The sequence below is a fragment of the Pseudonocardia endophytica genome (genome assembly GCF_004339565.1).
Taxonomy (GTDB): Bacteria; Actinomycetota; Actinomycetes; order Mycobacteriales; family Pseudonocardiaceae; genus Pseudonocardia; species Pseudonocardia endophytica.
Map to the genome: position 1 here is coordinate 383,712 of NZ_SMFZ01000002.1, position 22,346 is coordinate 406,057.

The following is a 22,346-nucleotide window of genomic DNA, read 5'->3' on the forward strand; positions in this document are numbered from 1 at the left end:
GGTGTGTCCTCCTGCGCCGTCAGCGACGGGTACGCAGGCGGAGGGTGGTCGCGGCGGCTGCCATGGGCGGCACCGTAGCCGACGGCGGCCGGCCGGTCCGCCGAATTCGCCGCGACCGGGCTCACGCCCGGGGCCGCGGGCCGTGGTGCGGACCTGCTGGGAGACTGGCCGGGTGACCGACGCCGTGTCCACCTCGTCCGTGACCCCCGGAACCGCCGAGTCCGCGCGCCTGTTCGAGCGCGCGCAGGCCCTGACGCCGGGCGGCGTGAACTCACCGGTCCGCGCGTTCGCCTCGGTCGGCGGAACGCCCCGGTTCATGGTGAGCGCGCAGGGGTGCCGCCTCACCGACGCCGACGGCGCGACCTACGTCGACCTCGTGTCGTCGTGGGGGCCGATGATCCTCGGGCACGCGCACCCCGCCGTCGTCGACGCGGTGCGGGAGGCGGCCTCGAAGGGGCTCTCGTTCGGGACGCCGACGCCCGGTGAGATCGAGCTGTCCGCCGAGATCGTCGCCCGGACCCCGGTCGAGCAGGTCCGGCTCGTCAACTCCGGTACCGAGGCGACGATGACCGCGATCCGGCTGGCCCGCGGCATCACCGGGCGAACCGTCGTCGTGAAGTTCTCCGGCTGCTACCACGGACACGTCGACGCGCTGCTCGCCGACGCGGGCTCCGGCGTCGCGACGCTCGGCCTCCCGTCCAGCCCTGGCGTCACCGGCGCGCAGGCCGCGGACACGGTCGTCGTGCCCTACAACGACCTGGACGCCGTCCGTGCCGTGTTCGACGAGCGCGGCGACGAGATCGCCTGCGTGATCACCGAGGCGGCGGCCGGGAACATGGGCGTCGTCCCGCCGGTCGAGGGCTTCAACGCGGGCCTGCGCGACATCGCGCACGCCCACGGCGCCCTGCTCGTGATCGACGAGGTGATGACCGGCTTCCGCGCGTCGGCCACCGGTTGGTACGGCTGCGACGGCGTCGCGGGCGACCTCTACACGTTCGGCAAGGTCATGTCCGGCGGGCTGCCCGCGGCCGCGTTCGGTGGGTCGGTGCAGCACATGTCGTACCTGGCGCCGGCGGGGCCGGTGTACCAGGCGGGGACGCTGGCCGGGAACCCGGTCGCGGTCGCCGCGGGTCTCACGACGCTGCGCCACGCCGACGACGCCGCGTACGCCCGGCTGTCGGAGAACGCGCAGAAGCTCGGGAAGCTGCTGACCGACGCGCTGGCCGCCGAGGGCGTGCCGCACGTCGTGCAGTACGCGGGCACGATGTTCTCGCCGTTCTTCTCCGAGACCCCGGTGCACGGCTATGCGGAGGCGAAGGCCGCGGAGACCTGGCGCTACCCGGCGTTCTTCCACGCGATGCTGGACCGCGGCGTCTACCTGCCGCCCAGCGCGTTCGAGGGCTGGTTCGTCTCCACCGCGCTCGACGACGCCGCGTTCTCGCAGATCGCCGATGCCCTCCCGCACGCGGCGAAGGCGGCGGCCGCGGCGACCGCGGCATGACGACGCCGGAACCGAGCGGCCCGCGGACGACCGTCCACCTGCTGCGCCACGGCACGGTGCACAACCCGGACGGTGTGCTCTACGGCCGCCTGGAGGGCTTCCGGCTCTCCGAGTTCGGCGAGCTGCAGGCCAAGACCGTCGCGGAGTACCTGTCCGGCAACGACATCGCGGCCGTCGTCGCGTCCCCGCTGTTGCGCGCGCAGCAGACGGCGGAGCCGATCGCGGCCGCGCACGGAGCGGAGATCCACACCGACGACGGCCTGATCGAGGCCGGCAACGCGTTCGAGGGCCAGGTGTTCGGCGTCGGCGACGGGGCGCTGCGGCACCCGTCGCAGTGGACGCTGCTGCGCGACCCGTTCACGCCGTCCTGGGGCGAGCCGTACCTGCGGATCGCGCACCGGATGCTCGGCGCCGTGCACGCGGCGCGCACGCTCGCGCCCGGCCGGGAGATCGTGTGCGTGTCGCATCAGCTCCCGATCTGGACGCTGCGCCGCTACCTGCTCGGGCAGCACCTGTGGCACGACCCGCGCCGCCGCCAGTGCGCGCTCGCGTCGCTGACCAGTGTCGAGTTCACCGGCGCCCGGATGACCGGCCTGCACTACGCGGAGCCGGCCGGGTCGAGCGGGGCCATGGTGACCGGCGCATGATCCGCCGCCTGCTGCTCGCGACGTGCGCGGTCCTGCTGGTCGCGGGCTGCTCGACCAGCAAGGACGCCGTCGACTCGTCCGGGGAGTTCCAGTTCGTCGCGCCCGGCGGGCAGACCGAGATCCTCTACGACCCGCCGTCGGCGCGCGGTCGCGTCTCCGATCTCTCCGGGGAGAGCCTGCTGAAGCCGGGGACCCAGGTCGGGATCGGCTCGTACCCGGGGAAGGTCGTCGTGCTGAACATCTGGGGCTCGTGGTGCGGCCCGTGCCGGACCGAGGCACCGGAGCTGGAGGCCGTCGCGACGACCGCGAAGGACACCGCCGTCCTCGGCATCGACGTGCGCGACGACCGTCAGGCGGCACAGGACTTCGTGCGCGACCGCGGCCTGACCTACGACTCCGTCTACGACTTCCCCGGCCGCACGCTCGTCGCGCTGTCCGGGTACCCGCGCAACGTCGTGCCGTCGACGATCGTCCTGGACCGCTCGCACCGCGTCGCGGCCGTCTACCTGAAGCCGGTGACGACCTCGCAGCTGATGCCGGTCGTCTCGCGGCTCGCTGCGGAGCCTCCCGGCGCGGCGTGACGACTACATGCTGTAGAACCCGGCGGGCGACCTGCGCGGTCGGCCGCCTACCCTGGTGACCGATGGATCCCACGACGCTCGCGACGACGGGGCCGCTGCTGGTCGCAGCGGTCGTCGCGGTGCTCGCGGGCGCGGTCAGCTTCGCCTCCCCGTGCGTGCTGCCGCTCGTGCCGGGATACCTCGCCTACCTGGCCGGACTCGTCGGGTCGCAGGCGCCGCCGGTGACCGCTCCCGAGGCGGAGGCGCGCGCCCTCTCGCGGGTCGGGGCCCCGGCACCGGCCCCCTCGGAGGCTCCGACGACGCCGGACCGTCCGTGGCGGGTCGCCGGCGCGGCCGGGCTGTTCGTCGCCGGGTTCACGGTCGTGTTCGGCGCGATCCTGGTCGGTGTCGTCTGGCTCTCCGACGTGCTGGTGCGCAACGAGGTGCTGCTGCAGCGCATCGGCGGCGTCGTGATGATCGTGATGGGCGCTGTGTTCGTCGGGCTCGTCCCGGCGCTCGCCAGGGAGCGTCGCGTGCACTGGGTGCCGCGGGCCGGGCTGTGGGGCGCTCCGCTGCTGGGCGCCGTGTTCGGGCTCGGCTGGGTCCCGTGCGTCGGCCCGACGCTCGCCGGCGTCCTCGCCGTCGCGGCGGGCACTCAGGGCGGCTCGCTGCGCGGCGTCCTGCTCACGCTCGCCTACTGCGCAGGGCTCGGCCTGCCGTTCGTCGTGATCGCGCTCGGCGCGACGCGCGCGGTGCGGGCGCTGGCCGTGCTGCGCAGGCACACCCGGGCGATCCAGATCGCGGGCGGGGTGCTGCTCGTCGCCGTCGGCGTCCTGCTGGTCAGCGGCCGCTGGGGGCTGCTGCTCGCGCAGCTGCAGGTCGCCATCGCCGGATTCACGCCGCCGATCTGATGAGCTCCCCGCCGACCGCGCCGCCCTCGCCACCCGAGGCCCGCCCCGACGCCGAACCGCCCGGCGGCGGGACCGGTCAGGGTCCGCTGCTGCGCGCGCTCGCGTTCCTGCGCAACACCTGGCGGGGCCTGACCAGCATGCGCACGGCGCTGGTCCTGCTGTTCCTGCTCGCGCTCGCCGCGCTGCCCGGCGCGCTGCTGCCGCAGCGCTCGTTGAACCAGCAGCTCGTCGACCAGTACGTCGCCGACCACCCGACGCTCGCGCCGGTGCTCGACGCCGTCGGCGCCTTCGAGATCTTCGCCAGCCCGTGGTTCGCCGCGATCTACCTGCTGCTGATGATCTCGCTGATCGGCTGCGTGCTGCCCCGCTCGCTGGAGTACTGGCGTGCGACGCGTGCGGTGCCGGTCGCGACGCCGCGCAACCTGTCCCGGCTCCCGCACCACGCGGCCGGGACGCTCGACGAGTCCCCGGACGCGTTCCTCGAGCGCACGCGGACCGTGCTGCGCGGATGGCGCAAGGTCGAGCGCGAGGAACCGGGCGGCATGCGCACGGTCTCCGCGGAGCGGGGCTACCTGCGCGAGACCGGCAACCTGATCTTCCACCTCAGCCTGATCGGCCTGCTGCTCGGTTTCGCGGGCGGGAAGCTCTACGGCTACGACGGCGACGTGATCGTGCTCGCCGACGGCAGCGAGTTCTGCAACACGTCGATCCTCGGCTACGACTCGTTCCGGGCCGGTCTGCAGGTCGACGGCACCCAGCTGAACCCGTTCTGCGTCAAGGCCGACGCGTTCGAGGGCACCTGGCTGCCGAACGGGCAGCCGTCGACGTTCCAGGCGCAGGTCGGTTACCAGTCCGCTGGCGATCTGGAGGACGGCTCGTCGACGTGGCGGCCGGACACGATCTCGGTGAACCACCCGCTGCGCACCGACGGCGACCGCGTCTACCTGACCGGCTACGGCTACGCGCCGAAGTTCACGGTGACGTGGCCGGACGGGCAGTCGCGCACCGGCGTCGTGCAGTGGCGTCCGGTCGACCGCTCCACGATCCTGTCCGAGGGCGCCACGAAGTTCGAGCGGCCCGGCGTCGCCGACGCCGAGCAGCGCCGCACCAGCCAGCTGGCGCTCACCGGCCTGTTCGCCCCGACGGCCGCCATGGACGCGAACGGCGGGTTCGTCTCGGCCTACCCCGACCTGCGCAACCCGGTAGTCCAGCTGTCCGTGCTGCGCGGCGACCTGGGCATCGACGACGGCCGCGGCCAGTCGATCTTCCAGGTGGACCAGCGCCAGATCGACTCCGGTGCGCTGAAGAAGGTCGCGCAGACCGATCTCGCCCCCGGCGACTCGGTGCGTCTCGACGACGGCACGACGGTCCGCCTCGACAGCGTCACGCCGTGGGTGAACCTGCTGGTCGGGCACGATCCGGGGCAGATCTGGGTGCTGGTGTTCTCGGTCGTGATGGTCGGCGGGCTGGCGTTGTCGCTGTCGGTGAAGCGGCGACGGTTCTGGGTGCGCGTCCGGCCGTCGCCGGACGGCACCGGCTCGATCGTGCAGGTCGGCGGCCTGGCCAGGAGCGACCGCGCGGGGTACGGCGAGGAGTTCGAGCGGCTCGGCGACGAGTTGCTGCGCAGGAAACGCGAAGAGGACGGTTGAGGCGATGCTCGTCGATCCGGTCATGTCGATGTGGAGCGACCGCCTGTTCCAGGGCGCGGTCGTCGTCTACCTGGTGGCGCTGCTCGCGCACGCGGCCGAGTACGTCGCCGCGCGCACGAAGGCGCCGGCTGCCGCCGCGGCCGGCGCGTCCGGGGCCGGTGGCGTCGCGGTCGCCGATCCGGCTCCCGTGGAGTCCGGTAACCGTCCCGGCCGGACCCGCGCGGACCGCTACGGCCGGATGGGCGTCTCGCTCACGATCCTGGCCGTGGGAGTGCACACGGGATCGATCGTGTTCCGTGGCATCGCGACGTCGCGCTGGCCGCTCGGCAACATGTACGAGTTCGTGACGGCGGTGTGCCTGTTCGCCGTCGTCGCGTGGCTGGTCCTGTTGCGCCGCACGCCGTCCATGCGCCCGATCGGCATGTTCGTGCTGACGCCGGTCACGCTGCTGATGTTCATCGCCGGCACGATCCTGTACGCCCAGGCGGCGCCCGTCGTGCCTGCGCTGCAGTCGTACTGGCTGATCATCCACGTCACGACGATCTCGCTGGCGTCCGGTCTGCTGCTCGTCCCCGGTGTGGCGAGCCTGCTGTTCCTGCTCAAGAAATGGGGCCGTCCGGCCGGGTTGGTCGAGAAGCTGCCGTCGGCAGAGGTCCTGGACCGGCTCGCCTACCGGGTGACGATCGTCGGCTTCCCGTTCTACACGTTCGCGATCATCTGCGGCGCCGTGTGGGCCGAGGCGGCGTGGGGCCGGTTCTGGGGCTGGGACCCGAAGGAGACGGTCGCGTTCGTGGCGTGGGTCGTCTACGCGGCGTACCTGCACGCCAGGGCGACCGCCGGATGGCGCATGTCGCGCGCGGCCTGGATCAACGTGGTCGGCTTCGCGGTGATCATCTTCAACCTGTTCTTCATCAACATGGTGGTCGCCGGACTGCACTCCTACGCCGGCCTCGGGTGAGGAGAACTCGACCGTCGCCCGGTGGCCGACTACCGTCGAATCCCGTGAGCGACAGGGGACCGGAGGGCGAGACGCCCGAGTCGGTGGGGCGGTACGTCCGTGAGCGATGGGGTGCGGCGGAGCCCGCGCGCGTCCGTCGTCGCTCCCGTCGCTCCGACGACGGCGAGCCCGCCTCGTCGTCCGGCCGGAGCTCCGACGAGTCCGGTGGCGCGTCGACGGCCACCGGGACCCGCACCCCGCCCGGCGGGATCGCCTGGGGTGCAGACCTTCCGGCCGCCGACGACGACCTGGCCTCGGAGATCGACCCGCAGACCCCGCCGCACGGCACCGACCTGAGCGCCCTGCGTGGCACCCGTCCGCGGCACGGGGCGCCGGAGCGGGACCTCGTCAAGCACGACGAGGTCCCGTCCGGCCACGACGACCGGCTCGACGGGGTCGACGACGAGCCGGTCACCCGCCCGCATCCGGTGCGGCCGTACGCGAACGGGCACCGGACGGCCCCGCCCGTACCCGCCGACGAGGACCCGGCCCGCTACGACGAGGGGCCCGCCCGCGCCGACGACGAGCCGCCGGAGGCCGGCGTCGTGTGGAGGCGGCCCGAGGCGGCCCCGCCCGCCGACGGCCGGGCGTCCGGCACGAACGGCACCCGGACCGACGACCGTGTCGACCCCTGGGCCGGCTCGCGGGCCGACTCCCGGGCCGACGAGCGTGCTGCCACCCGCGCCGACGCCGTCGAACCCCGGATCCCGGAGCCGGCCCGCCCGGCCGACGACCCCGACCTCCCGCCGCCGCCCGCTGCCCGGACCGCACGTCCGCGCTGGACGGCACCGGACGCCGTCGAAGCCCGGGAGGCGCAGCGACGCCGCAGCGAGCAGGAGAGCGGGCCCGAGCTCGAGTTCGGCACGCCCCTGATGGTGCGCAACGCGAAGCGTCCTCCGCGGACCGGATGGCGCCGGCTCGTCTACGTGCTGACCCGCGGATACGTCAACCCGGGGGAGAGCCCGGCCGACATCCGCAGGCGCGAGCTCACGGTGCGCGTGAACCGGCCGCTGCTCAGCTCGCACAAGATCGCGATGCTGAGCCTCAAGGGCGGCGTCGGCAAGACGACGGTCACCGCGACGCTCGGAGCGACGTTCGCCTCCCTGCGCGGGGACCGGGTGGTCGCGGTGGACGCGAACCCGGACCGCGGCACGCTGAGCCAGAAGATCCCGCTGGAGACGACGGCGACGGTGCGGCACCTGCTGCGCGACGCCCAGCGCGTGCGCCGCTACACCGACGTGCGCGCCTACACGTCGCAGGGCGCCTCGCGGCTCGAGGTGCTCGCCAGCGAGCAGGACCCGGCCGTGTCCGAGGCGTTCAGCGAGGACGACTACCGCAAGGCCGTCGACCTGCTGGAGCACTTCTACAACCTGGTGCTCACCGACTGCGGTACCGGTCTGATGCACTCCGCGATGTACGGCGTGCTCGGCATGGCCGACCAGCTGGTCATCGTGTCGTCGGGGTCCATCGACGGTGCGCGCAGCGCGTCCGCGACGCTGGACTGGCTCGACGCGCACGGTAACGGGGACCTGGTCCGCAACGCCGTGGTCGTGATCAACACGGTGCACCGGCGGGCGGGCAGCGGCGTCGACCTGGACCGCGTGGCCGAGCACTTCGCGGGCCGCTGCCGCGCGGTCGTGCGGGTCCCGTTCGACGGGCACCTGGAGGAGGGCGCCGAGATCGACCTCGACCGCCTCGAACCGGACACCCGCACGGCCCTGCTGGAGCTCGCCGCCGCCGTGGCCGACGGCTTCCCGTCCTGACCACCGGTTGAACCGGGCTTTACCGGACGACTCTCGCAGAGAGCGTGCCGCGAGGACCTTTCGGTGTGTTCCCGATCACGTTCCGGGGGGTTCCTCGTCCCGGCCCTTCACCTTCTCGTCGAGCTGACGGAGGAAGTCCGGGTCGTCGTCGGGGCCACTCGGCCGCGGCGGTGGGCTCGGGCGCGACACCGGATCGGCCGGGCGGTCGGGGGACCGGACCGCCCGGTCGTCGGAGGGCGCCTGCTCGGCGCCCAGAGTGCGCCACACGAGGACGGCGACGATCGCGGCGCCGATCAACAAGAACAGGAAAAGCATCAGGCCACCTCCTGAACCCGAGGGTATCCGAGGTGGCCTGATGTGCGGGTGAAGTGGCCGAACCGCGAGGTGCGTCCGGTCACCGCATCAGTGGTGCGAGAGCGTCGCCTCGCTGGTCAGGTCGGCGAGAAGGCCGCGAACCTCCGACTCGCGGAAGCGGCGGTGGCCGCCCGGAGTGCGGATCGAGCCGATGCGGCCTGCCGAGGCCCAGCGCGTGACGGTCTTGGGGTCCACGCGGAACAGGGTCGCGACCTCGCCAGGGGTGAGCAGTCGCTCCGGCGCCTGAGTAGGAGCTGCCATGTCGTCCTCCCGAGTACTTCACGGTGTCGGCTCTGTCGGCTGCGAAGTTCGTCGCGCTAGCTCCGTCGTCCGGCACTGTCCGAGTTCGAGAACCATCGTGACACCTCGGACCTCGGGTACTCGAACGGTTGTCCGTAGGTAAAGGGTTCTTAAAGGGCAAATCGGGCAAGAGGCCGGATCCGGACGCGGAGGCCGACACCGGCACGAGCTGCCGCCGCTGGACGCCCGTCCGGGTCACCGACCGCGGACGTAGGCTCGGACCCATGACGGTACCCACTCCGCCGACCACGGCCGGGAACCGGGAGCGCCGGGCGCCCGGCCTGGCCGCGACGCTCACCCTCTACACGGCGGCCCGCGTCGGCGTTCTCGCGGTCATCGCGGCGCTGCTGACCCTCACCGGCATGCCGTTCCTGCTCGCGTTGCTGATCGCGCTGATCGTCGCGTTGCCGCTCTCGGCGGTGCTGTTCCGGCGCCTGCGGGCCCGCCTGGACGCGGCACTGGCCGAGCGGGGCTCGAAGCGCCGGGAGCAGCGCGACGCCCTGCGTGCCGAACTGCGGGGGGACGTCGCCTCCGGGAGCGACACCGAGTCGACCGGCCCCGAGTCGACCGGCTCCGCGTCGACCGGCTCCGAGTCGACCGGCTCCGAGTCGACCGGCTCCGCGTCCGTTCAGGCCGAGGCCGCGACGGGCTCCGTGACCCCGTCGGCGGGCGCCTCAGAGGCCGAGCGACCCGCCGACGGCGAGACCGATTCCGGCGGCGACCGACCAGGCCAGCAGTAGGAAGCTGGTGTCCCGGAGCACCGGGATCAGCGCCATGCCGTCCGCGCCGCCGAGCACCACCCGTAGCGGACGGACCAACAGCGGGAGCGCGAGCAGCGTCACCAGCAGCACCGGGTTCGTGAACGCCGCGGCCAGACCGAGCACGAACGGCAGCCCGGCCAGCACGACCCAGAGCACGCGTGTTCCCCGGTCACCGAGCATCACGGCGAGCGTGCGCTTGCCGACGACGCGGTCGCCCGGGATGTCCCGCAGGTTGTTCGCGACGAGCACGGCGCAGGCCAGCAGCCCGGCCCCGGCCGCGCCGAGCAACGCTCCGGTCCCGACCGACCCGACCTGGGTCAGCGTCGTGCCGAGCACGGCCACCGGACCGAAGAACACGAACACGGCGACCTCGCCGAGACCGGCGTACCCGTACGGCCGCTTCCCGCCGGTGTAGAACCACGCGGCCAGGATCGCGACGGCGCCGACGGCGATCATCCACCACTGCCCGGACACCGCGACCAGCACGAGTCCCGCGACGGCCGCCAGCGCGAAGCAGGCGAACGCGGCGAGTCGAACCGTCGCGGGTGTCGCCGCCCGCGAGCCGACCAGCCGCTGCGGGCCGACCCGCGCGTCGTCGGTGCCGCGGATGCCGTCCGAGTAGTCGTTGGCGAAGTTGACGCCGATCACGAGCGCGACGGCGACCAGCAGGGCGAGCAACGCAGGTCCCGGCGCGACCGCACCGGCGCCGATCGCCGCCCCCGTTCCGACGACGACGGGTGATACCGCGGTCGGCAACGTGCGCGGACGCGCGCCCTCGACCCATTCCGCGACGGTGGCCACGCCGGAGAATCTATCCGCCCCGCCGGCCGCCGGTCCCGCTCACGGCCCGTGATCCGCGGAACGTGGCCGGTTCGCCACCCGAGCCTCGGCGGGACGGGCCGTGATCGGCGTAACCGGCGGGAACACGCCACCAGTGGCGCGATCCGACCGATTGCGCTGATCACCGGTCACTCGAGGCAGCGCCGACGCGCCCGGTGCGGACCAACCCGATGCCCATGATCGGCAGAAGTGGAAGCAGGACGCCACATGTGGCGCGTTCCGACCGGTTCCGCTGATCACTGCCAGGCCGGGGCGGGCATGATCGCCGGGAGTGGCAGAAACGCGCCGCCAGTGGCGCGTTTCGGCCGGTTCCGCCGATCATCGTCGGGCTGGATGGGAGGCCGCCCACACACGTGTGGCGGGATCGGCGCCGGTCGGTAGCTCCGGCACCGGACCCGGCCCTCACGTGAGCCGGCCGACTCCGCCGGTAGGCGAGCGAGAGCAGCCCACCGATCCGGTCGGATGGCTCACCTGACGAGCGGCGTTCTCCGGCGGACGCCCCGGGCCGGACCGCGTGGACGGATCCTCGCGCTCACCCACGCCGGCCCGCGGGACGCGCGGTGATCAGTGGAACGCGCTCCGGCCCGGACGGCGCACGCTTCCCGACGCACGCGTTCTCCGAGCCCCAGCGCGTTCTGTGGATCACGGCGCGTTCTGTGGATCACGGCGCGTTCTGCGGACCACAGCGCGTTCTGCGAACCCCAGCGCGTTCTGCGAACCCCAGCGCGTTCTCCGAACCACAACGCGTTTCCTGCGGAGCACGTGTTCCCGTGCGGAGCACACATTCGCAGCGGGAGAGCGTTCCCGCGATGCGCGCGTTCCGTGAGGCGAGTGTCCCGCGAGGCGCGCGTTCCGGAGAGCACCCGGAACCGCGGCCGTCGGCGACGGGCGGTCAGGTTCCGGACTGCGCTCGGGTGGAGGAGCCGGTCGTACCCGCCGCCTGGTGGGTGCCGGTCTCGGTCGGGGCGGGAGCCGAGGCCGGGTCGACCGGACCGGGAGCGGCCGGAGCACCGGGCACGGGGGCCGGGCCGGCGGACGACGACTCCGGGGCCGCGTTCGCCACCCGCGGCCGGGCCGTGGTCGCACCCGGCTGGGCGGCGGCGGCACCCGACCGATCGGTGGCACCGGGCTGGGCGGAGGTGGTGCCCGGTTGCGGAGTGGCGGCGTCCGGCGAACCGGTCGATGCCGTAGCCGGGCCGGACGCGGCGGCGGTCGCGTCCGGAGTCGGCGGAGCCGGAGCCGTCGAGCACGCGGGGTTGTCGGCCGCACCCTCGACCTGGGAGGCCGGCAGGTACTGGCCCTGCCCGACCCGAACCCAGTCACCCTCGGACGAGGGCTGCTTGCACTGCACCGGAACGTCGGCCGTGTCCGCCGCGATTCCGACCACCGCGGCGTCCGTCGCGGGTGCCGCCCGGACCGGCGTGTCCGGGGTCCCGTTCGTGGACACCTTGGACAGTTTCACGTTGCCCGTCCACAGGTAGTCCACAGTGACCTGTGAGTTGTCCTTGAGCCCCAGCGCGTCCCAGAAGATGCCGTCGCCGAGGTCGATGCCTGCCGGATTGGACGGCTTGCGGCCGAAGCCGTCCTTGCCGCCGTTGTGCCCGTCGCGGAACGCCGCCTGCGCCTGGGGTACGCCCTGCGGCAGGTCCTTGAACTGCTGCCGCTGCGGGCTCGGGTTCCAGTAGTCGTCCTTCGTGTTCCACGGGCCGATGTCCCACACCGGCGCGAACGCGCACTTCCCGTTCGGGGCGCAGACCTTGACCGAGTAGTCGCTCTTCCCGTTGGGGGACAGCGCCCGACGGGACGGCAGCGCCACGAACCTGTCCCGGTTCGCGATCTTGTGGCCGTTCGCCGTGGTGCCTCCGACGAGACCCTCGCGGGTGGCGAACACCGAGTAGTGCAACGGCGCCGCCTCGGCCTGCGCGTCGCCGTCGCCCTCCGCCTCGGTCGCCGGGGCTGCGGTGAGCGTCACGCCCTCGACCGACGGGCGGTCGGCGCCGGTCGAGGTCAGGACGAGTCGGCCCTGCACCTCCCGGACCGGCTCCGGCAGCGCGGCGACACCCGTTCCGGGCGCGGCGCCCGGTGTCGACGGGACCCACTCGGTCCAGCCACCCCCCGCCCTCCTGCCGCGGACGTCCAGTGTGGCCGTCGAGCCCGGACCGACCTTCGCGTCCAGAGTGGACGACACCTCGGACGTCGCGGTGTCCAGCGTGCGCTCCTGGAGCGTGAACAGCCCGGTCGGCACGACGGCCGACGGGTCGGCGGAGGACTCGGTCATCGAGTCGGTGTCCCCGGCCGGAGCGCCGTGGGCGGTGGCCGGGTCGAAGCGGACCTGTCCGCCGTCGACGACGGCCCCTGTGCCTTGCCCCGCGGCCAGATCGGGTTGCCACTGGGCCGCGGGTGCGGCCGACGCGGGGGTCCCGATCGCGGCGCACAGCGCGCTCGCCGCCGCGAGCAGGCCTGCTGCGCGAAGCCCGGTCCGCACTCTGCTCCGCATGCTCGCTACCCCCGAGGTTCCGTGGCGGCGCCCGTGACGCCGTGGTTCGTGTGAATCGTGTGACGACAGGTGCTCGTGTGTCGCCGGTGACGAATAGACCTCACGCCGACGTAGCGCGCAACCAACGCAGCGTGACAACCACCGAGAGGTGTACGTGTCCACCACCGGGTCGGGCGATGGCCGGAGGGGGATTCGGTTGCTCAGCGAGTGCGGAGCGTGTCCGAGCCGTCTCCGGAGAGTAGCCGCGCCACGGCCGCGCGGTCCGGCTTGCCGATCCCGCGCTCCGGGATGCGCTCGACGCGGCGCAGCACTCGCGGGACCGCGGCGCGACCGGACGCGGACCGCACGGCGGACCGGAGCGTGTCGTCGTCGGCACCCCCGTCCGCGACGACGAGAGCGGCCACGATCTGGCCCCATTCGGCGTCGTCGAGCCCCGTCACGCACGCGGCCCGCACGCCGGGCACGCCGAGCAGCGCCCGTTCGACGGCGGCGGGCGCGACCTTCTCCCCGCCTGTGTTGATCATGTCGTCGACCCGGCCGAGGACCGTGAGGCGACCGCCGTCGAGCCGGCCGAGATCGCCGGTGCGGAACCGGCCGCCGTCGAACGCGCCGTTGTCGTCGACCGGGTCGATGTACCCCGCGGCGACGACCGCCCCGCCCAGCACGATCCGGCCCGCGCCGGTGGGGTCCGGCGACTCGATGTCGACCGTCACGCCGTCGAGCGCGACGCCGTCGTAGACGCAGCCACCGCAGGTCTCGCTCATCCCGTACGTCGTGACGACGGAGACGCCCGCGTCCTCCGCCCGCCGTCGCAGCCCCGGGTCGAGCGCTGCTCCACCGACGAGCACCGCGTCGAACGACACCAGCGAGTCCAACGGCGCGCCCGGTCCGGTGTCCAGGATCCGGGCGATCTGCGTCGGGACGAGGCTGGTGTAGCGCCGGGCTCTGACGGGCAGCTCCGTCGCGGCACTGGCGAATCCGTCCGGACGGAAACCGCCCGTCAGGTCCTGCACGACGGGTGCGGCGCCGGCGAGCAGCGCGCGCAGCACCACCTGCACGCCCGCGACGTGCTCGGCCGGGAGCGCCAGGAGCCACCGACCGGGCCCGCCGAGACGGCGCTCGGTCGCCGACGCGGACGCGCGCAGGGCCTCCGCGGTGAGCAGGACGTGCTTGGCGTCCCCGGAGGACCCGGACGTGGCGACGACGACGGCCACGCCGTCCGGCACCGGCGTGTCCGGGACGGACGCGGTCGGCCCGGCCGCCGCGACGGGACGCACGGCGGGGCCGCTCCCGTCCGTGGCGCGCCGCAACGCATCCGCGAGCTCGTGCACCGACGACGGCGACGCGCCGACCGGAACCGTCCACACCACACGTCCCGTCACCGCACCCCCTCCGACTCGCCGCGACACGGTCCACTGTGCCATCCGGCGATTTCGTCAGATGTGAGGAACGGACGGGCGGCGGTTAACGACATGCTCGTGCGGCACGACAAGCGTCACATCACCGCGAGGTGATCGGACGACCACGAGGAGTGCGAATGTCCACCACAGAGCACCGTCCCCTGCGGATCACGCCGCTGCCGATGCCCCGGCAGCCGGTTGAGCCCGCGTTCACCGAGGCGCTCCCGGTCGTCGAACCGCCCGCTCCGCGGGCCCGTGCGGGCCGTCCGCACCGCACCAGGGGCTCCGAGCTCGCCGCGCTGGCGTTCGCCCTGCCGCTGCCGATCCCGGCCCAGCGCGGTCCGTCCGAGGTCTGACCTCACTCCGCCGACGGGTCGGCCCGCTGCAGCGACAGCCTGCCGTCCCTCGCCCCGGACTGGGACCAGTCGCCCGCGTCGGCCGTCCAGCTCGTCCCGTCGTAGGTCACGCTCTGCAGGCCGAACCGGCCCGCGTGCGCGACCAGCCAGTTCGCCATCTGCCACCCCCGCGCCGCCTCGTGCGGGCCGCTCAGCGAGGCCGTGCCGAGCTCAGCGGTCGCCACCCGTGCCACGTCGTCCGGGTTCGCGTTGTCCGGCAGGTCCTGACAGCGCAGCGCAGGCCCCGCCTCCCCGGTCAGCGCCGCGGCCATCGACCGGGCCTGCGGCTCCCACTGCGCGTACAGCGACCCGTCCGCGGACCGCTGGATCAGCTGGGCCGCGTCCGCGACGTCCAGCGTCGGCCAGTGCGGCTCGGTGCGCAGCTTCGTGTAGAACGCCCTCGCGGAGTACACCGGGTCGGTGACCTGGTCGTAGGTGCCCCACCCCTGGCTGGGCCGCTGCTGGAACAGTCCGGCCGAGTCCCGGTCGCCACCGGACAGGTTGCGCAGCCCGGTCTCCTGCAACGCCGTCGCCAGCGCCACCGTCACGGCGTGGTCCGGCATCCCCTCCGCCACGCCGACGCCGGCGATCGTCGCCGCGTTCCCGGCCTGCTCGAGCGTCAGTGCGACGTCCCGCTCGCCGCCGGTGACCGTGCAGCCGGGAGTTCCGGGCAGGTTGTTCGCCACCCAGACCACGCCGCCGACGACCAGGGCCAACACCGCGACGAGCACCAGCAGGGGCCCCACGGCGCGACGACGGCGGGGTGGCGCGGGCCGGCGCTGCGGTGGCACCCGGTGCACCCTGTCCGCCTCCCGCCCTCACCCGACCGATGGACTCTTACTGTGCCACGGGACCGGAGCGCGGCCGCTGGCGTCCGGGGTGGACGGTCTCAGTAGTGCCAGGGGTACGGCGCCCAGTCCGGCTCGCGCTTGCCGAGGAACGCGTCCCGGCCCTCGACGGCCTCGTCGGTCATGTACGCCAGCCGGGTCGCCTCGCCGGCGAACAGCTGCTGGCCGACCAGCCCGTCGTCGATCAGGTTGAACGAGTACTTGAGCATCCGCTGCGCCGTCGGCGACTTGCCGTTGATCTCCCGCGCCCACTGCAGCGCGGTGGCCTCCAGCTCGGCGTGCGGGACGACCTCGTTGACCGCGCCCATGTGGTGCATCTGCTCGGCGGTGTAGGTGCGGCCGAGGAAGAAGATCTCGCGCGCGAACTTCTGCCCGACCTGTCGCGCCAGATACGCCGAGCCGTAGCCGCCGTCGAACGAGCCGACGTCGGCGTCGGTCTGCTTGAAGCGGGCATGCTCGGCGCTCGCCAGCGTGATGTCCGAGACGGCGTGCAGCGAGTGCCCACCACCGGCCGCCCAGCCCGGTACGACACAGATGACGACCTTGGGCATGAACCGGATCAGCCGCTGGCACTCCAGGATGTGCAGGCGGCCGGCACGGCCCTTCTCGACGGTGTCCGCCGTGTCCCCGGACGCGTACTGGTACCCGGTGCGCCCGCGGATGCGCTGGTCGCCTCCGGAGCAGAACGCCCACCCGCCGTCGCGCGGCGACGGGCCGTTCCCGGTGAGCAGCACGGCGCCGACGTCCGGGCTGGTCCGGGCGTGCTCGAGTGCCGTGTAGAGCTCGTCGACGGTGCCGGGGCGGAACGCGTTGCGGACCTCCGGGCGGTCGAACGCGATCCGGACCGCACCGGTGTCGACGGCGCGGTGGTAGGTGATGTCGACGAAGTCGAAACCCTCGACGCGGGTCCATGCCTTCGGGTCGAACAGTTCGGAGACGGTGTCCGGCATGCCGGACACCCTAGGAGCGGTCGTCGTCCAGCCGCCGCGCGATCTCCAGCGGCACGCCGTCGATCGGCCCGTCTCCCGCCGACCACACCTCGGACAGCACGCACACCGCGCAACCCCACGCCCGCACCCGGTCGAGCGGCAGGCCGAGCTCGTCGGAGACCTGTTCGATCCGCGACGGAGCCAGCCCCACCAGGCGATCGGCGGCGTCGAGCGGGTTGTAGAGCAGCTGGCCCGTGTCGTACCCGGGGTCGCCGACGAGCCCGTGCGGGTCGATCGCGAGCCACGGCCGCCGGGTCGCGGTCAGCGCGTTCGGGTGGTGCAGGTCGCCGTGCAGCACGACGTCGGCGGGTGACGAGTCGCACAGCTCGCCAGCTCGCCGACCAGCTCGCCGAGCCATGCCGGTGCCTCGCGGGGCCATGTCCGGGAGACGGTCCGGGCCAGCATGTCCGGCACGTCGATCACGGCGTCGATCCTGGTGGCCGCGGTCGGGCGGCTGCATCCGGATTCCGGGCGAACGGGACCATGCCGGTCGTGCGCAACGCGTGGAAGATCATCGCCGTCGCCCTGCCCGGGCTCGTCCTGGCCGTTGCCGGCTACCACCACCCTGGCGGCCTGGACGTGTCCACCGCGCACATGTGGTGGACCGCCCACGTCCCGTTGATTCCGGTGTTCCCGCTGCTCGGTGTCGTGCTCTGGGCCCTGGTGCGCGACGAGCGGGGCCCCGCCAAGGTGCTCGTCGTCGTCGGCGCGTACGTCTACGGCTGCTTCTACACCGCACTCGACTGCCTGGCCGGGATCGCCGCCGGGCTGGTGCTGGAGACCGAGGGCCGCGGCCAGCAGTCGATCATCGAGCTGATCGGTCTCGGCGACCGGCTGTCCTACGTCGGCACCGGCGCCTACCTGGTCGCGACGCTCGCGGTGGCCGGCCTGCTGCTGCGCCGCGCCGGGCTCGTCGCGCTGCCCGGCGCACTGTTGCTCGTCGGCGCCGCGATCCCGTTCCAGACGTCGCACATCTTCTGGCCGACGGGCGTCGCGGCGATGGTCGCGAGCGCGGCCGGTGCGGCGCTGCTGGAGTGGAGCCGCACCCGGAGCGCTCCACGCGTCCCCGCCGCCGTCGCGTGATCGGCGGTCCGGCCCGGATCGGTGCCGTGCACGGCGCCGATCCGCATCGATCCGCCGATCATGGATGCGTCGGCCGTCACCGCACGCCGTCCGAAGGCGGTAGGTAGCGTCTCCTCAAGGGCGAGAGGAGAGACGTTGAGCCTGGACAGCGCGCGCGACACGACGGACGCAGGGGCCGAGGCGAGCCGGGCGCTCGAGCACGACCTGCGCAGGGCGATCGGCGGCGCCGTCCGCTTCGACGCGTCCAGTCGGGCGATGTGGTCGGCGGACGCGTCGAACTACCGTGGCATCCCGATCGGCGTGATCTCCCCGCGCGACGCGGCCGACGTCGAGGCCGCGATGGCCGTGTGCCGCAGTCACGACGTGCCGGTGCTCCCGCTGGGCAGCCGCACCTCGATCGCCGGGCAGGCCGTCAACACGGCCGTCGCGTTCGACCTCCGCACGCACATGAACAAGATCGTCGAGGTGGACCCGGCCGCGCGGACGGCGCGGGTCCAGCCGGGCGCGGTCTGCGACGCCGTGCGCGACGCCGGAAAGCCGCACGGGCTCACGTTCGGCCCGGACCCGTCGACCCACAACCGCTGCACGATCGGCGGGATGATCGGCAACAACGCCTGCGGGTCGCACTCCGTGGCGTGGGGCAAGACCGTCGACAACGTCCGCACGCTCGACGTGCTGACCTATCGCGGCGAGAAGCTGACCGTCGGTCCGAACATGCCCGGCTCGGGCACGATCCCGGAGGCGCTGCGCGACCTCGGCGAGGGCATGGCGGAGACGATCCGCGGCCACTTCCCGGAGCTCACCCGTCGCGTGTCGGGCTACAACCTGGACCAGCTGCTGCCCGAGGCCGGCTGGAACATGGCGAAGGCGCTCGTCGGCACCGAGGGCACGTGCGCGACGACGCTGGAGGCCGTCGTCGATCTCGTCGAGTCGCCGCCGGCCCGCGCGCTCGCCGTGCTCGGCTTCCCGGACGCCTACCACGCCGCGGACAACGTGATGATCGTCCGCGAGCAGGGCCCGCTGACGATCGAGGGCATGGACGCCGGGCTGATCGCGTCGCTGCGTGCCTTGCGCCCCAACGAGACCACCAGCCGCATGTTGCCGGAGGGCAAGGGCTGGCTCTACGTGGAGACCGGCGGTGCCACGCGCGCCGAGGCGGAGGCCGCCGCCCAGGCCGTCGCGAAGGCGATGGCGCCCTACACGACCGGCCACCTCGTCGTCGACGACCCGCGGCAGATGCAGCAGCTCTGGCGCATCCGCGAGGAGGGCGCGGGCCTGCTCACGCGGTCGCCGGACGGCGGCGAGGCGTGGCCCGGCTGGGAGGACGCCGCGGTCCCGCCGGAGCGCTTCGGCGCCTACCTGCGCGAGTTCGACAAGGTCCTGGAGCAGCACGGCCGCAAGGGCGTCTACTACGGCCACTTCGGCGACGGCTGCCTGCACGTCCGGATCGACTTCGACCTGCTCACCAAGCCGGGCGTCGCGAACTTCCGGGCGTTCATGACCGACGCGGCCGACCTCGTCGTCGCGCACGGCGGGTCGCTGTCCGGCGAGCACGGCGACGGCCAGGCCCGCGCCGAGCTGCTGCCGCGGATGTACCCCAAGGAGGTCATCGCCGGGTTCGAGACGTTCAAGGCGATCTGGGACCCGGACGAGCGGATGAACCCCGGCCGGGTCACCCGACCGGCCACGATGGACGAGAACCTGCGCGTGCAGCTGGGCATGCCGACCATGCGGGACAAGCCGATCCTCGCGTTCGCCCACGACCGCGGCAGCTTCACCCGAGCCACCCGGCGGTGCCTCGGCGTCGGCAAGTGCGCCATCGAGGGTTCGGGAGTCATGTGCCCGAGCTTCAACGTCACCGGCGAGGAGAAGCACTCCACCCGCGGTCGCGCGCGGCTGCTGTTCGAGATGGCGAACGGCGAGATCATCAAGGACGGTTGGCAGTCCGACGAGGTCGCCGAGGCTCTCGACCTCTGCCTGTCCTGCAAGGGATGCAAGTCCGACTGCCCGGTCGGCGTGGACATGGCGACCTACAAGACGGAGTTCCTCGCCCAGCGCTACAAGCGCAGGATCCGTCCGATCACGCACTACTCGATGGGCGCGCTGCCGCTCTGGCTGCACCTGGTCGGCGGGCTGCCCGCCGGTGTCGTCGACGGGCTGAACCGGCTGGCCCGGCGCCCGCGGCTCGCCAGGCTGGTCAAGAAGCTGGGCGGCATCGCCCAGGAGCGCGACATCCCGCCGATCGCGCGAGAGACGTTCACCGCCACCGCGGGCGCCCGGGGTGCGACGGCCGGGGCGCGGGTCCCGGACCTCGGTATCCCGCAGGGCAGCCGCGGCCGGGTTCTGCTGTGGACGGACACGTTCACCGACCACTTCGACCCGGTGATCGGAGGCGACGCCGCCGCCGTGCTCACCGCGCTCGGCTACACCGTCGAGCTGCCGCCGCGCGCCGTCTGCTGTGGACTGACGTGGACGTCGACCGGGCAGGTCACGACGGCCCGCGCCGTGCTCGCCCGCAGCCTGGCCGCGATCGCGCCGTGGCTGCGCGAGGGCGTCCCGGTCGTCGGGCTGGAGCCGTCGTGCACGGCCGCGCTGCGGTCGGACTCCGCGGAGCTGCTGCCCGACGACCCGATGGTCGCCCGGCTCCGTGACGGCGTGAAGACGTTCGCCGAGATGCTGTCCGCGCACGCCGACGACCTGTCGTCGGCCGCGGCGCGCCGGACAGGGCCGGCGCCGGAGGTCCTGGTGCAGGTGCACTGCCACCAGCACGCCGAGCTGGGCACCGAGCCCGACCGGGGCGTGCTGGACGCGCTCGGCGTGCAGGCGACGATCCTGGACTCCGGTTGCTGCGGCCTGGCCGGCAACTTCGGGTTCGAGGACGGCCACTACGACGTGTCCATGGCCTGCGCGGAGCGGGTGCTCCTGCCGGAGCTGCGCGCCGCGGCACCGTCGGTCGACCTGCTCGCCGACGGGTTCTCCTGCCGCACCCAGGTCCGCCAGGCCGGGGAGCGCGAGCCCGTGCACCTGGCCCAGCTCGCCGCCCGGGTGCTGCGGGGATGAGCGGCCGGGAGCGGGCGCTCGTACTCGGCGGCGGCGGTCTGGCCGGCATCGCCTGGATGTACGGGGTGCTCGCCGGCCTGCTCGAGCACGGCGTCGACCTGTCCGGTGCCGACCTCGTCGTCGGGACGTCGGCGGGCGCGTCCGTCGGGGCGAACGTCGCGGCCGGACGTGACCTCGAGGAGCGCTGTGCCGCGCAGCTGGCGCCCGCTGCCGGCGAGATCGCCGTGACGCCCGGTGCCGGACTGGCGCTGCGCGTGCTGCGCGCCGTGGTCTCCGGCCCCCGTACCGCCCAGGACGTGCGCGCACGGATCGGCCGCCTCGCGCTGGACGCCGACACCGTCGACGAGACGGAGAGGCTGGCCGCCATCCGTTCCCGTCTCGGTGACGTGGACTGGTCGCCGACGACCGACCTGCGGATCACCGTCGTGGACGCGCGCACGGGCGAGTTCCGGGCGTTCGGCCGCGACGACGGCGTGCCGCTCGTCACGGCCGTCGCGTCCAGCGGGGCGGTGCCGGGCGTGTGGCCGCCGGTGACCGCGCTCGGCACCCGGTGGATCGACGGCGGGGTCCGCTCGTCGGCGAACGCGGACCTCGCGGCCGGGTACGGACGGGTCGTCGTCCTGGCTCCGCTGGCCGCAGGGATCGGAGCGATGGCGAAGCCGTCGACGCAGGTCGAGGCGCTGGCCGCGACGTCGCGGGCGACGCTCGTGACACCGGATCGGGAGGCGCGCCGCGCGTTCGGCCGCAACGTGTTCGACCCCGCGACACGACCGCCCGCGGCATGGGCCGGACGCCGCCAGTCCGCCGCCGTCGCCGACGCCGTGCGGGCCGTCTGGGAGCAGTAGTCTGCGCCACGTCCGGGAATGACCACCGAGATCGACGGGTAGTCACCGGTATGACTCCGACGATCACCCTCAACGACGGCGTCCGCATCCCGCAGCTCGGTTTCGGCGTGTTCCAGATCGACCCCGCCCGGACCGCGGACAAGGTCAAGGCCGCGCTCGAGATCGGCTACCGCCACATCGACACGGCGCAGATGTACGGCAACGAGGAGGGCGTCGGGAAGGCGATCGCCGACTCCGGTATCGCCCGCGACGAGCTCTTCGTGACCACGAAGCTGAACAACGACGGCCACGGTCGCGACGAGGCGCTGAAGCGTCTCGAGGAGAGCCTCGACCGGCTCGGCCTCGAGTTCGTGGACCTCTACCTGATCCACTGGCCGCAGCCGGAGCTCGACCGGTACGTCGAGACCTGGGAAGGCCTCGAGGACGCGAAGAAGGAGGGCAGGACCCGCTCGATCGGTGTCTCGAACTTCCACCCGCAGCACCTCGACCGCCTGGCCGCCGAGACGTCCACGGTGCCGTCGATCAACCAGATCGAGCTGCACCCGCACCTGAGCCAGGCGGCGCTGCGCGAGTACCACCACAACCACGGCATCGCGACCGAGGCGTGGAGCCCGATCGGGCAGGGCAAGGGCCTGCTCGAGGAGTCCACGATCACCGACATCGCGCAGAGGGTCGGCAAGACGCCCGCGCAGGTCGTTCTCGCCTGGCACCTGCACCACGGGAACATCGTCTTCCCGAAGTCGAACACGGTGTCCCGCATCCAGGAGAACTTCCAGATCTTCGACGTCGAGCTCGGCGGCGACGACATCGCCGCCATCGACCGGATGAATGCCGACCAGCGCATCGGACCGAACCCCGAGAACTTCGGCTGATGTGACGCCGGTCACTGTCGCGTTCTCCGAGGGCACGGCGTGATCGCACGGACGGGGCGCGCCCCGGGCTGCAT

General features: G+C 73.3%; 21 protein-coding genes. 13 read left to right on the plus strand and 8 right to left on the minus strand.

Features of this window, described 5'->3' with window-relative positions; all coding sequences use genetic code 11:
- The first annotated feature begins 172 nt into the window (after positions 1-172).
- The 7 genes from hemL (at position 173) to EV378_RS37100 (ending at position 8,028) form a co-directional block, all read left to right on the plus strand.
- The gene (gene hemL, locus EV378_RS20635) at positions 173-1,501 is read left to right on the plus strand and encodes a glutamate-1-semialdehyde 2,1-aminomutase (protein ID WP_243653677.1); all 1,329 of its coding nucleotides are present in this window, start codon (positions 173-175) and stop codon (positions 1,499-1,501) included.
- The gene (locus EV378_RS20640; RefSeq protein WP_132428781.1) at positions 1,498-2,148 is read left to right on the plus strand and encodes a histidine phosphatase family protein; all 651 of its coding nucleotides are present in this window, start codon (positions 1,498-1,500) and stop codon (positions 2,146-2,148) included. Before hemL ends, EV378_RS20640 begins: the two co-directional genes overlap by 4 nt.
- Entirely contained in the window at positions 2,145-2,729 is a 585-nt protein-coding gene (locus EV378_RS20645) for a TlpA family protein disulfide reductase (protein WP_207908815.1), read from the plus strand. Before EV378_RS20640 ends, EV378_RS20645 begins: the two co-directional genes overlap by 4 nt.
- A gap of 62 nt (positions 2,730-2,791) precedes the next feature.
- Positions 2,792-3,619 carry a cytochrome c biogenesis CcdA family protein gene (locus EV378_RS20650; RefSeq protein ID WP_132428783.1) on the plus strand — a complete coding sequence of 276 codons (828 nt, stop codon included), beginning with the start codon at positions 2,792-2,794 and terminating at the stop codon, positions 3,617-3,619.
- Positions 3,619-5,268 (plus strand): cytochrome c biogenesis protein ResB, encoded by a 1,650-nt coding sequence (gene resB, locus EV378_RS20655; protein WP_132428785.1) that lies wholly within the window; start codon positions 3,619-3,621, stop codon positions 5,266-5,268. Before EV378_RS20650 ends, resB begins: the two co-directional genes overlap by 1 nt.
- Positions 5,269-5,272: 4 nt before the next feature.
- Complete coding sequence (ccsB, locus tag EV378_RS20660; protein ID WP_132428787.1) at positions 5,273-6,226, plus strand: c-type cytochrome biogenesis protein CcsB; 954 nt, start codon at positions 5,273-5,275, stop codon at positions 6,224-6,226.
- A 44-nt stretch (positions 6,227-6,270) separates the two neighbouring features.
- A complete protein-coding gene (locus EV378_RS37100) occupies positions 6,271-8,028 on the plus strand; it encodes a MinD/ParA family ATP-binding protein (RefSeq protein ID WP_424511247.1) in 1,758 nt (585 codons plus the stop codon).
- Between the two features lie 75 nt (positions 8,029-8,103).
- Here the strand turns inward: EV378_RS37100 and EV378_RS20670 are convergent, their stop codons facing one another.
- Both EV378_RS20670 and EV378_RS20675 read right to left on the minus strand, forming a co-directional pair.
- Entirely contained in the window at positions 8,104-8,343 is a 240-nt protein-coding gene (locus EV378_RS20670; protein ID WP_132428789.1) for a hypothetical protein, read from the minus strand.
- Positions 8,344-8,430: 87 nt separating this feature from the next.
- Positions 8,431-8,643: a BldC family transcriptional regulator gene (locus tag EV378_RS20675; RefSeq protein WP_132428791.1), complete on the minus strand. Its 213-nt coding sequence runs from the start codon at positions 8,641-8,643 to the stop codon at positions 8,431-8,433.
- 263 nt (positions 8,644-8,906) lie between these two features.
- On the opposite strand from EV378_RS20675, the gene EV378_RS20680 reads away from it, so the two are divergent.
- A complete protein-coding gene (locus EV378_RS20680; protein WP_132428793.1) occupies positions 8,907-9,422 on the plus strand; it encodes a DUF4229 domain-containing protein in 516 nt (171 codons plus the stop codon).
- Here EV378_RS20680 and EV378_RS20685 read toward each other — a convergent pair.
- From EV378_RS20685 to menE, 3 genes are all read right to left on the minus strand, one after another.
- Positions 9,357-10,244 (minus strand): 1,4-dihydroxy-2-naphthoate polyprenyltransferase, encoded by an 888-nt coding sequence (locus tag EV378_RS20685; protein ID WP_132428795.1) that lies wholly within the window; start codon positions 10,242-10,244, stop codon positions 9,357-9,359. The genes EV378_RS20680 and EV378_RS20685 overlap by 66 nt on opposite strands.
- Positions 10,245-11,175: 931 nt before the next feature.
- Entirely contained in the window at positions 11,176-12,780 is a 1,605-nt protein-coding gene (locus tag EV378_RS20690; protein WP_165922405.1) for a hypothetical protein, read from the minus strand.
- Between the two features lie 200 nt (positions 12,781-12,980).
- Positions 12,981-14,162: an o-succinylbenzoate--CoA ligase gene (gene menE, locus EV378_RS20695; RefSeq protein WP_243653678.1), complete on the minus strand. Its 1,182-nt coding sequence runs from the start codon at positions 14,160-14,162 to the stop codon at positions 12,981-12,983.
- A gap of 155 nt (positions 14,163-14,317) precedes the next feature.
- On the opposite strand from menE, the gene EV378_RS20700 reads away from it, so the two are divergent.
- Positions 14,318-14,536, plus strand: a complete 219-nt coding sequence (locus EV378_RS20700; RefSeq protein ID WP_132428801.1) for a hypothetical protein — start codon at positions 14,318-14,320, stop codon at positions 14,534-14,536.
- Between the two features lie 2 nt (positions 14,537-14,538).
- Here EV378_RS20700 and EV378_RS20705 read toward each other — a convergent pair whose 3' ends face one another.
- From EV378_RS20705 to EV378_RS20715, 3 genes are all read right to left on the minus strand, one after another.
- Complete coding sequence (locus EV378_RS20705) at positions 14,539-15,321, minus strand: VldE C-terminal domain-containing protein (RefSeq protein ID WP_132432463.1); 783 nt, start codon at positions 15,319-15,321, stop codon at positions 14,539-14,541.
- 143 nt (positions 15,322-15,464) lie between these two features.
- A complete protein-coding gene (locus tag EV378_RS20710) occupies positions 15,465-16,373 on the minus strand; it encodes a 1,4-dihydroxy-2-naphthoyl-CoA synthase (protein WP_132428803.1) in 909 nt (302 codons plus the stop codon).
- Between the two features lie 10 nt (positions 16,374-16,383).
- Positions 16,384-16,770, minus strand: coding sequence for an aminoglycoside phosphotransferase family protein (locus EV378_RS20715; protein WP_207908816.1), 387 nt, complete (start codon positions 16,768-16,770; stop codon positions 16,384-16,386).
- Between the two features lie 134 nt (positions 16,771-16,904).
- Here EV378_RS20715 and EV378_RS20720 point away from each other — a divergent pair, with 134 nt between their 5' ends.
- The 4 genes from EV378_RS20720 to EV378_RS20735 are packed head-to-tail and all read left to right on the plus strand — an operon-like array spanning position 16,905 to position 22,272.
- Positions 16,905-17,495, plus strand: a complete 591-nt coding sequence (locus tag EV378_RS20720; RefSeq protein ID WP_132428807.1) for a hypothetical protein — start codon at positions 16,905-16,907, stop codon at positions 17,493-17,495.
- Between the two features lie 60 nt (positions 17,496-17,555).
- Positions 17,556-20,555, plus strand: a complete 3,000-nt coding sequence (locus EV378_RS20725) for an FAD-binding and (Fe-S)-binding domain-containing protein (RefSeq protein ID WP_132428809.1) — start codon at positions 17,556-17,558, stop codon at positions 20,553-20,555.
- Positions 20,552-21,400 (plus strand): patatin-like phospholipase family protein, encoded by an 849-nt coding sequence (locus tag EV378_RS20730; protein ID WP_132428811.1) that lies wholly within the window; start codon positions 20,552-20,554, stop codon positions 21,398-21,400. Before EV378_RS20725 ends, EV378_RS20730 begins: the two co-directional genes overlap by 4 nt.
- 50 nt (positions 21,401-21,450) lie before the next feature.
- Positions 21,451-22,272: an aldo/keto reductase gene (locus tag EV378_RS20735; protein WP_132428813.1), complete on the plus strand. Its 822-nt coding sequence runs from the start codon at positions 21,451-21,453 to the stop codon at positions 22,270-22,272.
- The last annotated feature ends 74 nt before the right edge of the window (positions 22,273-22,346 follow it).

Coding starts and splice junctions, on each gene's coding strand:
- EV378_RS20640 (WP_132428781.1), top strand. CDS start 1,498: ATGACGACGCCGGAACCGAGCGGCCCGCGGACGACCGTCCACCTGCTG.
- EV378_RS20645 (WP_207908815.1), top strand. CDS start 2,145: ATGATCCGCCGCCTGCTGCTCGCGACGTGCGCGGTCCTGCTGGTCGCG.
- EV378_RS20650 (WP_132428783.1), top strand. CDS start 2,792: ATGGATCCCACGACGCTCGCGACGACGGGGCCGCTGCTGGTCGCAGCG.
- resB (WP_132428785.1), top strand. CDS start 3,619: ATGAGCTCCCCGCCGACCGCGCCGCCCTCGCCACCCGAGGCCCGCCCC.
- ccsB (WP_132428787.1), top strand. CDS start 5,273: ATGCTCGTCGATCCGGTCATGTCGATGTGGAGCGACCGCCTGTTCCAG.
- EV378_RS20670 (WP_132428789.1), bottom strand. CDS start 8,343: ATGCTTTTCCTGTTCTTGTTGATCGGCGCCGCGATCGTCGCCGTCCTC.
- EV378_RS20675 (WP_132428791.1), bottom strand. CDS start 8,643: ATGGCAGCTCCTACTCAGGCGCCGGAGCGACTGCTCACCCCTGGCGAG.
- EV378_RS20680 (WP_132428793.1), top strand. CDS start 8,907: ATGACGGTACCCACTCCGCCGACCACGGCCGGGAACCGGGAGCGCCGG.
- EV378_RS20690 (WP_165922405.1), bottom strand. CDS start 12,780: ATGCGGAGCAGAGTGCGGACCGGGCTTCGCGCAGCAGGCCTGCTCGCG.
- EV378_RS20700 (WP_132428801.1), top strand. CDS start 14,318: ATGTCCACCACAGAGCACCGTCCCCTGCGGATCACGCCGCTGCCGATG.
- EV378_RS20710 (WP_132428803.1), bottom strand. CDS start 16,373: ATGCCGGACACCGTCTCCGAACTGTTCGACCCGAAGGCATGGACCCGC.
- EV378_RS20715 (WP_207908816.1), bottom strand. CDS start 16,770: ATGGCTCGGCGAGCTGGTCGGCGAGCTGGCGAGCTGTGCGACTCGTCA.
- EV378_RS20725 (WP_132428809.1), top strand. CDS start 17,556: ATGGATGCGTCGGCCGTCACCGCACGCCGTCCGAAGGCGGTAGGTAGC.
- EV378_RS20730 (WP_132428811.1), top strand. CDS start 20,552: ATGAGCGGCCGGGAGCGGGCGCTCGTACTCGGCGGCGGCGGTCTGGCC.
- EV378_RS20735 (WP_132428813.1), top strand. CDS start 21,451: ATGACTCCGACGATCACCCTCAACGACGGCGTCCGCATCCCGCAGCTC.